Annotated in this window: 11 protein-coding genes and 1 tRNA gene; 5 read left to right on the forward strand and 7 right to left on the reverse strand. The window is 68.2% G+C overall.

Annotated elements, in window-relative coordinates:
* The first annotated feature begins 137 nt into the window (after window positions 1-137).
* Genes NM203_RS13330 through NM203_RS13345 form a run of 4 tightly spaced genes read left to right on the forward strand, consistent with a single transcriptional unit; the run spans window position 138 to window position 3,811 of the window.
* Window positions 138-911: a cyclic nucleotide-degrading phosphodiesterase gene (locus NM203_RS13330; RefSeq protein WP_255060456.1), complete on the forward strand. Its 774-nt coding sequence runs from the start codon at window positions 138-140 to the stop codon at window positions 909-911.
* A 17-nt stretch (window positions 912-928) separates the two neighbouring features.
* Window positions 929-1,711, forward strand: a complete 783-nt coding sequence (gene rph / locus NM203_RS13335; protein ID WP_255060457.1) for a ribonuclease PH — start codon at window positions 929-931, stop codon at window positions 1,709-1,711.
* Between the two features lie 5 nt (window positions 1,712-1,716).
* Window positions 1,717-2,331: an RdgB/HAM1 family non-canonical purine NTP pyrophosphatase gene (rdgB, locus tag NM203_RS13340; protein WP_255060458.1), complete on the forward strand. Its 615-nt coding sequence runs from the start codon at window positions 1,717-1,719 to the stop codon at window positions 2,329-2,331.
* 28 nt (window positions 2,332-2,359) lie between these two features.
* On the forward strand, window positions 2,360-3,811 hold the full coding sequence (locus NM203_RS13345; RefSeq protein ID WP_255060459.1) for an MFS transporter: 1,452 nt from the start codon (window positions 2,360-2,362) through the stop codon (window positions 3,809-3,811).
* Between the two features lie 71 nt (window positions 3,812-3,882).
* On the opposite strand, the gene NM203_RS13350 is transcribed toward NM203_RS13345, so the two are convergent.
* From NM203_RS13350 to NM203_RS13365, 4 genes are all read right to left on the reverse strand, one after another.
* A complete protein-coding gene (locus NM203_RS13350) occupies window positions 3,883-4,695 on the reverse strand; it encodes a GAF and ANTAR domain-containing protein (protein WP_255060460.1) in 813 nt (270 codons plus the stop codon).
* 74 nt (window positions 4,696-4,769) lie between these two features.
* Window positions 4,770-5,147: a DUF3817 domain-containing protein gene (locus NM203_RS13355; protein ID WP_408633345.1), complete on the reverse strand. Its 378-nt coding sequence runs from the start codon at window positions 5,145-5,147 to the stop codon at window positions 4,770-4,772.
* Window positions 5,144-5,515: a hypothetical protein gene (locus tag NM203_RS13360; RefSeq protein ID WP_255060461.1), complete on the reverse strand. Its 372-nt coding sequence runs from the start codon at window positions 5,513-5,515 to the stop codon at window positions 5,144-5,146. The genes NM203_RS13355 and NM203_RS13360 overlap by 4 nt, the downstream gene beginning before the upstream one ends.
* Window positions 5,496-6,053 (reverse strand): LAGLIDADG family homing endonuclease, encoded by a 558-nt coding sequence (locus NM203_RS13365; protein ID WP_255060462.1) that lies wholly within the window; start codon window positions 6,051-6,053, stop codon window positions 5,496-5,498. Before NM203_RS13365 ends, NM203_RS13360 begins: the two co-directional genes overlap by 20 nt.
* Window positions 6,054-6,352: 299 nt before the next feature.
* On the opposite strand from NM203_RS13365, the gene NM203_RS13370 reads away from it, so the two are divergent.
* Window positions 6,353-6,435, forward strand: a tRNA-Leu gene (locus NM203_RS13370).
* 40 nt (window positions 6,436-6,475) lie between these two features.
* Here NM203_RS13370 and NM203_RS13375 read toward each other — a convergent pair.
* The 3 genes from NM203_RS13375 to NM203_RS13385 are packed head-to-tail and all read right to left on the reverse strand — an operon-like array spanning window position 6,476 to window position 12,352.
* Entirely contained in the window at window positions 6,476-8,098 is a 1,623-nt protein-coding gene (locus NM203_RS13375; RefSeq protein WP_255060463.1) for a peptide chain release factor 3, read from the reverse strand.
* 45 nt (window positions 8,099-8,143) lie between these two features.
* Window positions 8,144-10,513, reverse strand: a complete 2,370-nt coding sequence (locus NM203_RS13380) for a lysylphosphatidylglycerol synthase transmembrane domain-containing protein (RefSeq protein ID WP_255060464.1) — start codon at window positions 10,511-10,513, stop codon at window positions 8,144-8,146.
* Between the two features lie 48 nt (window positions 10,514-10,561).
* Entirely contained in the window at window positions 10,562-12,352 is a 1,791-nt protein-coding gene (locus NM203_RS13385; protein WP_255060465.1) for a penicillin-binding transpeptidase domain-containing protein, read from the reverse strand.
* Window positions 12,353-12,362: the final 10 nt, after the last annotated feature.

The following is a 12,362-nucleotide window of genomic DNA, read 5'->3' on the forward strand; positions in this document are numbered from 1 at the left end:
GCCACATTCCGGCAGGTCGGCGCTCCTCGTCGCACCGGCATCGGCCCAGGTCCCAGCTCACGAACGTGACAAAAGATGAAACATGCCGCCCAAAGCTGTGATGTTTTCGCCACACGTGTCTGGGGCATGGCAAGCTAGTGAACGTGCGAATCACCGTGCTGGGTTGCTCCGGCAGTGTCGTCGGCCCAGATTCGCCAGCCTCGGGTTATTTGGTGACCGCGCCCGATACGCCGCCGCTGGTTGTCGACTTCGGTGGCGGTGTGCTGGGCGCACTGCAGCGCCACGCCGACCCCGGAACCGTCGGGGTCCTGCTGTCGCACCTGCACGCCGACCACTGTCTCGATCTGCCCGGCCTGTTCGTCTGGCGTCGCTATCACCCGAACGCGCCGACGGGCCGCGCGCTGATGTACGGACCCGAGGAGACCTGGGCTCGACTGGGCGCGGCATCGTCGCCCGAGGGCCGCGAGATCGACGACTTCTCCGACATCTTCGACGTCCGCCGGTGGGCCGACAACGAGGCCGTGCAGATCGGCACGCTGTCCGTGCTTCCGAAACTGGTCTGCCACCCCACCGAGTCCTACGGCATGCGCTTCACCGATCCCGATGGCGCCGTGTTCGTCTACAGCGGCGACACCGGCTACTGCGACCAGTTGATCGACCTCGCGCGCGGGGCCGACGTGTTCCTGTGCGAGGCGTCGTGGACGCACTCGCCGGAGCGGCCGCCGCGGCTGCATCTCTCGGGCACCGAGGCAGGTCGCGCTGCCGCGAATGCCGGTGTGCGCGAACTGCTTCTGACCCACATACCGCCGTGGACGTCGCGCGAGGACGTCATCAGCGAGGCGAAGGCCGAATTCGACGGCCCGGTCCACGCCGTCGTGTGCGACGAGTCCTTCGACGTCACCCGACGCTGACGTCGTAGGGTTGGGCCGTGTCCAGACGAGAAGACGGCCGCCTCGACGACGAGTTGCGTCCGGTAACCATCACGCGTGGCTTCACCACTCACCCGGCCGGTTCCGTGCTGGTGGAATTCGGCCAGACCCGAGTGATGTGCACGGCCAGCGTCACCGACGGGGTGCCGCGCTGGCGTAAGGGGTCGGGGCTGGGCTGGCTGACCGCCGAGTACGCCATGCTCCCCGCGGCGACGCATGACCGGTCCGACCGCGAATCCGTGAAGGGCCGCGTCGGCGGCCGGACGCAGGAGATCAGCCGGTTGGTGGGCCGCTCGCTGCGCGCGTGCATCGACCTGGCGGCACTCGGCGAGAACACGATCGCCATCGACTGCGATGTGCTGCAGGCCGACGGCGGGACGCGTACGGCCGCCATCACGGGTGCCTACGTCGCGCTGGCCGACGCGGTCACCTACCTGGCCGCGGCGGGCAAGCTGTCCGATCCCCGGCCGCTGTCGTGCGCGATCGCCGCGGTGTCGGTGGGCGTGGTCGACGGCCGCGTGCGGACGGACCTGCCCTATACGGAGGACTCCCGCGCCGAGGTCGACATGAACGTCGTTGCGACCGACACGGGCACGCTCGTCGAAGTGCAGGGGACGGGTGAGGGAGCGACGTTCCCGCGGTCGACGCTCGACAAGTTGCTGGATTCGGCGCTCGCCGCGTGCGATCAGCTGTTCGCCATTCAGCGTGCGGCACTGGAGCTCCCGTATCCCGGCGTGCTGCCGGAGCCGTCGGGCCCCGCGAAGAAGGCGTTCGGGAGCTGACGGGGTTGTCACGGCTGCTGGTCGCGTCTCGCAACGCGAAGAAGCTGGCCGAACTGCGCCGCGTGCTCGATGCCGCGGGCGTCACCGGACTGGAACTGCTGTCGCTGTCGGACGTGCCCGAGTTCGACGAGGCGCCGGAGACCGCCGCGACGTTCGAGGGCAATGCGCTGGCCAAGGCGCGCGACGCGTACGCCGCGATCGGCATCCCCGCAGTCGCCGACGACTCCGGACTGGAGGTCGACGCGCTCAACGGGATGCCGGGTGTGCTGTCGGCGCGGTGGTCGGGCGTGCACGGGCAGGACGCTCAGAACACCGCGCTGCTGCTGGCGCAGTTGCGCGACGTGCCCGACGAACGCCGCGGTGGCGCGTTCGTCTCGGCGTGCGCGCTGGTGTCGGCGGCCGGCGAGCACGTGGTGCGCGGGGAGTGGACCGGGACCATCGCGCGCGAGCCCAGAGGCGACGGCGGGTTCGGCTACGACCCGGTGTTCGTACCGCTCGGATCTGATCGCTCGGCGGCCGAGTTGACCCCCGCCGAGAAGGATGCGGCGTCGCACCGCGGTCGCGCGCTGGCGCTACTGGTGCCGGCACTGCGCGCGCTCGCCCGACCGCATTTCACATAGTTGAACTAAGCAATGTAGATTCCGTCAGATGAGCCGCGACGCCGAGGTGGATCCGTCCGCCACGGTGTCGACGGGCCATCCCGCGGTTCTCATCGCCGTACTCTGCGGCGCGGGTATCAGCGTCTCGCTGATGCAGACGCTCATCGTGCCTCTCATCCCGGAACTGCCGAACCTGTTGGCCACCAGTGCATCCAATGCGTCGTGGGCGGTCACCGCGACGCTGCTGACGGCGGCGGTCGCCACGCCGGTGTTCGGCCGACTCGGAGACCTCTACGGTCCCAAACCCATGCTCATCGCGTGCGCGCTGCTGCTGATCGCCGGATCGCTGACCGCAGCGTTGACCACCTCGCTGATACCGCTGATCGTCGGACGCGCGCTGCAGGGGTTCGGCATCCCCATCATCCCGCTGGGCATCAGCGTGCTGCGGTCGTGTGTGCCGCCCGAACGAGTCGGCAGCGCAATGGGTTTGATGAGCGCCTCGCTGGGCGTCGGCGGCGCGCTGGGGCTGCCGCTGTCGGCCGTGATCGCGCAGCACTACGACTGGCGGGTGCTGTTCTGGTTCGCCACCGCGCTCGGGGTCGCCGCGCTGGTGATGTTCGCGACCCTGGTGCCGCACATTCCGCCGCGTTCGGCAGACCGGCTGGATCCGCTCGGCGCGCTGCTGCTGGCGATCGGCCTGGTCTCGCTGCTGCTGGTCATCTCGAAGGGGCAGAACTGGGGCTGGGGCAGCGCGCTGACGTTGACATTGCTCGGTTCGTCGGTGGTCGTGTTCGCGGTGTTCGCGTGGTGGGAGCTGCGGGTCGCGGCGCCCATGGTGGACTTGCGCACCACCGTGCAGCGGCCTGTGCTGACCACCAACATCGCGTCGATCGCCGTCGCGTTCGGCATGTTCGCGCTGTCGCTGGTGGCCCCGCAGGTGCTGGAGCTGCCTCCGGAAACCGGGTACGGGTTGGGGCAGACGCTGCTGTGGACCGGCTTGTGGCTGGCACCAGGCGGGTTGGCGATGATGATCACGTCGCCGATCGCGGCCCGGATCGCCGCTGCGCGCGGCCCGCGCTTCACCCTGGTGATCGGCGCGCTGGTGATGACGGTCGCCTACGTCGCCGGGGTGTTCCTGCTGGGGGCGGCCTGGCAGATCGCGATCCTCAACATCATGATCGCGACGGGCGTCGGCTTCGCCTACGCGTCGATGCCCGCGCTCATCAACGCCGCCGTTCCGATATCGGAAACCGCCGCCGCCAACGGGATCAACGCGCTCGCACGGTCGCTGGGCACGGCGATCTCGAGCGCCGTCATCGGTGCCATCCTGGCGGGGATGACGATGCCGCTGGGCGGGCACGAGGTTCCGACGCTCACAGGTCTGCGCGTCGCGATGGTGGTGGCGGCCGTCGCAGCGGGGCTGGCCGCCGTCCTGGCGATGCTCATCCCCGTGGGAGAGGTGGCACAGGAGAAGCGCGCGCTGGTGCCGAACGAGGCTTAAGCCATTGCGGCGGGGCCGCCGTTAAGCCATTGCGGCGGGGCCGCCGTTAAGCCATTGCGGCGGGGCCGCCGTTAAGCCATTGCGGCGGGGCCGGCGGCGCTCAGCCGTTGCACCAGGTCGGCGGCGACGGTGTGCAGCTTGACGTTCTTCGCCTGCGATTCGCGGCGCAGCATGTCGAACGCGGTGTCCGCGTCGACCTGGTGCAGCGCCATCAGCATGCCCTTGGCCTGCTCGATCGATGGGCGAGACTCCAGCGCGTGCGCAATGGTCTCGGCGACGCGGTTCGCCGACTGGAAACGAGCGAAGTCGGCGATCGCACGGGAGACCGCCGTGGTCAGCAGATCGAGGACGTCGGCGTCGATGCGGTCGAAGGCGGCCGATGTCCGGCCGTACAGGTTGAACGACCCGATCGCCTGCTCGTTCGCGAACAGCGGCGCCGCGAGGAAGCTGCGGATGCCCTCGGCGCGTGCGGCGGCGGCGAACTCCGGCCACGCCTGCTGTGCGCTGTCGGCGTCGGTGCGCACGACCGTTCCGGTGCGCGCGGCGTGCAGGCACGGGCCCTCGCCGGCGTTGTACTGCTTGAGATCCACCTCGAGGGTGCGGTCGTCGGTGTGCACCGCGGTGTACGTCCGGCCGCCCATGTCGATCGTGACGCCCGAACTGTCGGCGCCCTCGATGGCCTGATGCGCGATCTCCACGAACTGCTGCAGCAGTTGCAGCAGATCATCCTCGTCGGTGACGGTGCGACCGACGTTGAGCAGCATGCGTCCGAGCTCGGAGGCTGTGAGGGTCGTCGCGGCGACCGCGACGAGGTCGGCCGCGGCCTGGGCGGCGTCGGCATCGGCGAGAAGCGAGTTCTCGGTCCGCGGGTCGGTATCGGTCATAACGAACCCCATTTTGACACGCTCGTCACGATCGGGTGGCTCGGATGGCGTCCCCGTCAGCATCGTGACAGGTTCTACAGATTGAACTGGGCCTTGAGCTGCTTGGTTTGGAAGTGCTCGACGATGATGCCCAGGAACGGAATGGTGCCGGCCAGGAGCACTCCTATGGTTTTCCCGATCGGCCAGCGCACCTTCACCGCGAGGTTCGCGGTGCAGAGCAGATAGACGAAGTACACCCAGCCGTGCACCACGCCGATCCAGCTGAGGTTCTCGACCCCGTAGCCGTACTTCATGACCATCTCGTAGCAGAGGGCGATCAACCAGAGGCCCGTGCCCCACGCGAGGATGCGATAGGGGAGCAGGGCTTTAGCGACGGTTTCCTTCTGGACGGCCGGTGCGGGGTCGGCGGCCGCCGGCTTGTCTGCCGAGACGTCCGGATCGGGAATGCTCACGTGTCTTTCCTGTCTTTATCGGCGTTGGCGAGGTCGGCCAGGTAGGCGTTGTAGTCGCGCATCGCGGGGTCGTCGTCGGGCCGCGCCGCGGGTGCCGGCCGCTCTGGAAGCAGACCCGCGGGGATCTCGGTCAGCTCGCCGGCCCGCGACGTCGGCGGCGGAGCCTCTTCGTAGCGGACGAACTTGTAGTACGCGTAGATGCAGAAGCCCGCGAACATCGGCCACTGCAGCGCGTAGCCGAGGTTCTGAAAGGAGCCCGACGCCGACTCGTAGCGGGCCCACTGCCACCAGGCCAGCCCCAGGCAGCCGGCGGCGCTGAGGACCGCCAACGCGATGAGCGCCGGCCTCCTACGCCGCGTAGTGGACATTCGTCCACGGTACCGCGACGGACTTCGGTCCGATGAACTCGTCCATGCGGGCGGTATCGGCCTTGCGGTAGATGGAGATGACGTACTTCGTGGACCGCCGCCAGTGGATGCCCAGTCGGTCGAGGGCCGCGGTGAAGAGTCCGAGGATGTCCTCGGAGTGGTTGGTGAAGTGATACCGGATGCTCGTCACGCCGCGGTCGTTGGCGATGACACGACAGCCGTCGCTGTGGATGAGGCCGAGGACGAACTCCTCCGTTTCCTTGTCGACGATGTCCTGCTGCCACGGTTGGAGTGCGATCTTCCGGAGGTGCTTGCGTCCGGGGCCGTGCTGAGGGAAGTAGCAAGGCCAGTGATTGGAGAACATGTATACGTCGACACAGCCGGTTTTGCGTCGGTAGACACCGGCGCTTTGCTGCGGGAACAGCGCATCGATGGCATCGCTACAACGGTCGATGATCGCCGGATACCGCTTGTCGCACGTGACACGAAGGCTGAAGCTGCGGCCAACCCTGGAGACGCATCCGTCGCCGAGATACATGCCGAGCAGATAAGAGTATTGGGCTGGTGGCAGGTCGGCGAAGTCGTGGAGCCTGCTGCACGCGGTTGATCCGCGAGGACGTCGCGGGCTGAGTGGAGGCTTTCGGCGCCAATCGCGAACGGTCGGCCGTGGTATCCCGGTCTCGCGGGCGATCGCGCAGTCGTTCATTCCCGTCGCGATAAGGCGTCGTACTTCCTCAAACTCATCCGCTGATCTCGTCACAGGTCGCCCCCTTACGTGCTCATATCAAGCTAGGGCGGGCCTCCGACAAGTCCTGGATTGGTACGATCACATGGACTGCGGGCGTGGTGAAATGGCAAACACAATGGCTTTAGGTGCCATCGCTCGAAAGAGCTTGGGGGTTCAAGTCCCCCCGCCCGCACTCTACCTCGTCGAATGTGACTGTGCCGCAGTATAATCCGCTAGTTGTCGCCCGCCGCCACCAGTGATCGCAGCACTACCGTCGGGTTGTCGCGCTGGAAGCCCTCGAGCCGCCACTTGGTGGAGAACAGCGCGAGCATCACCCCGTCGGTACGGATCAACACCTCGGCTGACGGCTGTTTGTTGACGAACTCGGCGTCCTCGGGGTCGACGATCCGGGCCACGGAGTACGGCAGCGACTCCAGGGCGATCGGTGCGCTCAGTTCGGCCTTCATGCGATGCTCGGCGACCTCGAACTGCATCGGCCCGACGGCGGCGAACACCGGCGCCTGATCGCCGCGCTTGTCGGACTTCAGCACCTGCACGACGCCTTCCTGGTCCAGCTGCTCGATGCCCTTGCGGAACTGCTTGTGCTTGCTCGGGTCGGTGCCGCGGACCACTGCGAAGTACTCGGGGGAGAAGCTGGGGATCGGCGGGTACACCACCGGTTCGTCGCGGAACAACGTGTCGCCGGGTCGCAGCGCGGCAGCGTTCGCGAGCCCGATGACGTCACCCGGCCACGCGCTGTCGAGCGTCGAACGTTGTTGTCCGAACACCGATTGCGCGTACTTCGTGACGAACGGCTTACCGGTGGCGGCGTGGGTGAGGACGTCGCCTCGCTCGAAGGTGCCCGAGCACACCCGTGCGTAGGCGATGCGGTCGCGGTGTGCCGAGTCCATGCCGGCCTGCACCTTGAACACGAACGCGCTGAACGGCGACTCCAGCACTCGCTGCTGGCCCTCGACGTCGAGCTGTCCGTGGGGCGGCGGCGCGATCTGCACCAGGATGTCCAGCAGCTGGTTCACGCCGAAGTTGAGGATGGCGGAGGTGAACAGCAGCGGTGACGTCTCGCAGCTCAGGAACGTGTCCCGGTCGTAGTCGGAGCCGTCGGCTTCGAGCAGTTCGGACTCTTCGACGGCCCGGTCCCAATCCTCGCCCGCCGACTCGTGCGCTGCGTCAGGCGTGAGGTGCTCCTCCGGCGCGGCCGTCGCGCCGCCCGCCGTGCGGGTGTATCGGATGAAGTTGCCGGTGCGTCGGTCCAGCACGCCCTTGAAATCGCCTGCGACGCCGACGGGCCACGTCAGCGGCGTGGGGCGCAGGCCGATGCGCTCCGTGATCTCGTCCAGGAGTTCCAGCGGGTCGCGGCCCGGGCGGTCCCACTTGTTGATGACGGTGATGATCGGGATCCGGCGGTGCCGACACACCTGAAACAGCTTGAGGGTCTGCGGCTCAAGGCCTTTCGCCGCGTCGATGAGCATCACCGCGCAGTCGACCGCGGTGAGCACGCGATAGGTGTCCTCGGAGAAGTCGGCGTGACCGGGGGTGTCGAGCAGGTTGATGACGCAGTCCTGATCGCCGAGGCTGTACGGGAACTGCATCGCGGTCGAGGTGATCGAGATGCCCCTGGCCTTCTCCATCTCCATCCAGTCGGACACCGTCGCCTTGCGACCAGCCTTGCCGTGCACCGCGCCGGCCTCGGTGATCGCGTTCGCGTGCAGGACGAGCGCCTCGGTGAGCGTCGACTTGCCCGCGTCGGGGTGGGAGATGACGGCGAAGGTGCGGCGGCGGCGCGCCTCAGCGGCGACCTTCGGAGAACTGACGATGGTGGGGGCGTTATCGGTCATGCTGCCTTGATGATATTTCGCCAGGTGGTGAAACCGTAATCGTGGCTAGATGAGGTCGTGGTTCGTCAGCCAGCGCATGACGAACCAGCCGATGAACACCGGAATCCAGCAGGTCAGCACGCGGTACAGCAGCACCGAGGGCACCGCGACCGCGGCGGGGACGCCGAACGCCGCCAGCCCGCCGATCAGCGCCGCCTCGACGGCGCCGACCCCGCCGGGTGTGGGCGCCGCGGACGCCAGCGTGCCTCCGATCATCGTCACCACGGTGACGGTGACGAACGCGACGTCGCCACCGAACGCCTCGACGCTGACCCACAGCGCTAGGGCCGCACCCAGAGTCGTTGACGCACAACCCAGGACGATCAACGCCAACCGCTTCGGTTCGCGGGCCAGCTCCCTGAGGTCATGGCCGACCTCCTTGAGCCTCGGTCGCACCGAGGTGCCCAGCCAGCGGCGCGTCTTCGGCACCAGCATGAAGGTGCCCATCACCCCCAGCGCAGCCCCGCCGATCAGGTACAGGACGGTCAGCGACGGCACGAAATGCCGCAGGTTCGCCGAGGCGCCTGCGACGGCGCTGAAGAAGATGAGCAGCGTGACGTGCGTGATCACCTGCACGGCCTGCTGAAGCGCGACCGCCGCGGTGGCCCGCACGGTGCTCAGTCCGGACTTCTGCAGAAACCGCGTGCTCAGCGCGAGCCCACCGACGCCGGCGGGCGTGGTGGTCGCCGCGAAGGTGTTGGCGACCTGCATGATCGTCAGGTTCTTGTAGTTGACCTGCTCCGACGTGCAGGCCCACAGTGCGGCGGACGCTCCGAAGAACGTCACGCCGGAGATGGCGAGTCCGAGAAGCGCCCACCAGTAGTTCGCCGTTCGCAGTTCGTTGAAGAACGCGGGCACGGTACTGATGAACGGGTACGCGACGTACACCAACGCGACGAGCAGGACCAGTTGGATCAACTGGTTGCGGTTGAAGCGCGTGATGGTCTCGGTGGCGATCTGGTCGGCCCCGGTCTGGCGTTTCACCTCGTCGCGCGCGGTGGTCACCATCGTCTTGATGTCGACAACCGAGTTGCGAATCCGTTGCGGCATGGCCGTTTTGGTCAGTCGTCCCGATGCGGTGAGAACGGTGTCCCTGCCGAACGCCTCGATGGCCGCGGTGACGGCCGGGCGCGGCCCGTACAGCGAGGTCGTCGTCACCAGGAGTTGGGCGATGTCGGACTGCAATCGGGTGTCCAGCGCCCCGTACTCGGCGTTGCCGAACCCGCCGAACCGGGCCCTGCCGTCATCGAGGGTGATCTCCTTGGCACGCAGGTCGCCGTGTGAGATGACGTGATCGTGCAACTCCCGCAACGACTTCCACGGAACATCGACCGGATCGTCCTCCGAAAGCGGGGTGCCTCGCGGTGCGGTGTGCGCGTAGAGCGTCCAGCCGCGATCCAACCCCGCGACGGCGATGGTGGTGGTGTTCGCCAGATCCAGGTCGTGGATGGCGATCGCCATCAGTGCACGGTGTTCGACGGCGCGGCGCATCGAGGCCTGAAACGGTGCCGTCTCGTCGTTCCGCAGACGGACGTACTGCCAGATCTGCCGCAGGGCACCGCCGCTGCGCTGATTGGGCCCGTACAGTTCGACGACCGCGGCCGCGGTGCTCTCCCCGCGCGTCGCCGACAGCACCAGCGGACCCGGCCCCGCCGGCCGCTCGACGTGCAGGGCGGTCACGTCGACACCGCGGCGACCGAGCGCGCGGACCGCCCCGGCGAGTGGCACCTCGAGCGCCGGGGTTCCGACCACCAGCACGACGAGTGCGCCGACGAACCAACCGACCGACAGGCCCAGCAGCGAGCGCGCGGGCACCACGGCGCTGACGACGAGGTGGATCGGCACGAACGCCAGCAGCAGCCCCCACCACCAGCGCCGATAGCGGCGTGGCGCCCACGGGCCCGACACCGTCAGCACCGCGGCCAGCATCGCGATCCAGCGCGGATCGTCGAGGAACTGCGAGAACACCGTGTTGAGCCGGTCGTCCAGGTCGAAGTGCCAGCGCGGCGCCGCCAGCCCACGCGGCGTGATCGACAGCAGCACACCGGCGATCACCGCGGCGGCGGCGTACGCGGCCAGCAGCTTGACCTGTCGCGTCGCGATGAGCCCGATCAGGATGACGAAGGGCAGGGCCAGGATCGCGACGCCGTAGGCGATGTAGACCAGGTTGGACTGCGTCGGCGTCAGGACGCCGACGATGTCGGATATCGAGCGTTCCAGCCCGACCCAGTCGCGGCGGGTGATCAACGAGCTCGTCACGACGACCGTGAGGAACAGGGTCGCGAACACCAGGCGCAGGATGTCGTTGGTCCGGCGGGTCCACGGCGCCAGCAGCCGCCCGGTGACCTGAACCTCCCGACCGTCGACGCGAACCACCCCCACAGCATCCCTGTTCAGGTGCCGAAGTCGGTCGCGAAACACCGCTCAGCCTGCGATTGCCGGGCGCAGGAAGTCTCCTGAGATCTTGATTGCCGGTGCGGAGGTGTCGCCGCCGACGACCAGCGTTGCGAAGGCCACGTCACCGGCGATTCCCGCGAACCAGCCGTGCGAGCGCGTGTTGTCGCCGAACTCCGCGGTGCCGGTCTTGCCGCCGAGACCCGGGATGTCGCGCAGTTCGGTGGCGGTGCCGTCGGTGACGGTCTGGGTCATCATCGCGCGCAGGTCCGTCACGATCGCCGGGGGGATCGGTTCGGACGGGGTGTCGGATTCGGTCCTCTGGTCGACGACGAGCGTCGGGGTGATCGTCGACCCGTGCCCGAGGCTGGCTTCGGCGACGGCGAGCCCGAACGGGCTGACGGTGACCGTGCCCTGGCCGATGCCGTTCTCCACCTTCAGCGCCGCGGTGTCGGCGTTCGGCACGCGGCCGGTGATGGTGGTCAGGCCGGGGATGACGTAGTCGACCCCGATTCCGAAGGTGCGCGCCATCTTCGGCAGCGCGTCGGCGGGCAGCTGATCGGCGAGCACTGCCATCGTCGTGTTGCAGGACCGGGCGAACGCCGTCGTCAACGGCACTGTGCCCAAGTCGAATTCGTCGTCGTTGGGGATGGTGCGATCCTCGACGGTGACGCGGCCGGGGCACGGCTCGGGAGTGTCTGGCGCCGCGATCCCGGCGTTCAGCGCGGCGGCCGTGGTGATGGTCTTGAACGTCGAACCCGGTGGATAGCTGCCGGTGAAGGCGATCGGTCCCTGCGCATCAGCGGCCGGGTTCTGTGCGGCGGCGAGGATCCCGCCGGTGGTGGGGGAGATTGCGACGATGACGGCGGGCCGTGGCTCGGCGGCCACGGCCTGCTGTGCGAGCTGCTGCAGCCGGATGTCGAGCGTGGTCCGGATGGGCTGCGTGTCACGCGGCGGTGCGGAACCGAGTTCGTCGGTCGGCCTGCCGTCGGCGTCGACGAGGGTCACCGACCAGCCCGCCGTCGCGTCGATCGCCGTCTGCCAGATCTCCTGGAGTCCGGCGATCGCCGGCGACGTCACGTCGCGGTTGGCGGTCAGCAACGCACCCTGCTCGGCGACGGTCACCCCTGCGATGCCCGCGAGTTGATCGCGCACGACGGCCAGATCGGCTTCGCGGAGCCTGACGACGGTCACCTGCGCGTCCTCGTTGCCCGCGAACTGGTCGGCGATGGTCTGCGCGGTGATGGTCGGTGCGAACTGCTGCAGTATCGGCGCCAGTGCCGGCGCGGCGTCGAGGTGATCGCGGCTGAGGTTGACCACGCCGATGGTCTGCCAGGTCAGCAGTGGTTGACCGTCTCGATCGACCACCGGGGTGAGCAGGTTCTTGTCATCGCTGTACTGGAACGACACCCCGTCGCGCAGCTTCGGATGCAGATCGGTCGGCGCCCACTGCACGCGCCAGTCGTCGCCGACCTCGGCGGCTGTGACGTCGGCGTCGTACTCGAGCGTGCGGCCTTCTCCGAACGTCCAGACGTAATGCAGGCTGCCCCGGTTCTGCTGGTCGTCGCCGCTGTCGACCTCGCTCGTGGTGACGGCGACGGTGGCGTTCGGCCCCAGGCCGTCGAGCATCGACGCGATCACCGGAGTGGCAGCGGACGGGTCCGTCGTGGCGTTCGCCGCGGCGGTCGCGTCCTTGCGCTGCAGGGCCTCGGCGAACGCGCGGAACGCGTCCTGCGGCCCGCCGCTGGAGAACAGCGAGCAGCCCGTCGAGGCGATGAGAGTGACGCAGAGCAGCAGGGAAACGAGGGCGCGGCGACTCATAGCCCTATGA

This window comes from Mycolicibacterium arenosum (assembly GCF_024320865.1).
Taxonomy (GTDB): domain Bacteria; phylum Actinomycetota; class Actinomycetes; order Mycobacteriales; family Mycobacteriaceae; genus Mycobacterium; species Mycobacterium arenosum.

Excerpts from the sequence above, each read along its gene's own strand:
- NM203_RS13345 (WP_255060459.1), top strand. The coding sequence starts at position 2,360 with ATGAGCCGCGACGCCGAGGTGGATCCGTCCGCCACGGTGTCGACGGGC.
- NM203_RS13350 (WP_255060460.1), bottom strand. The coding sequence starts at position 4,695 with ATGACCGATACCGACCCGCGGACCGAGAACTCGCTTCTCGCCGATGCC.
- NM203_RS13360 (WP_255060461.1), bottom strand. The coding sequence starts at position 5,515 with ATGTCCACTACGCGGCGTAGGAGGCCGGCGCTCATCGCGTTGGCGGTC.
- NM203_RS13365 (WP_255060462.1), bottom strand. The coding sequence starts at position 6,053 with ATGTATCTCGGCGACGGATGCGTCTCCAGGGTTGGCCGCAGCTTCAGC.
- NM203_RS13375 (WP_255060463.1), bottom strand. The coding sequence starts at position 8,098 with ATGACCGATAACGCCCCCACCATCGTCAGTTCTCCGAAGGTCGCCGCT.
- NM203_RS13385 (WP_255060465.1), bottom strand. The coding sequence starts at position 12,352 with ATGAGTCGCCGCGCCCTCGTTTCCCTGCTGCTCTGCGTCACTCTCATC.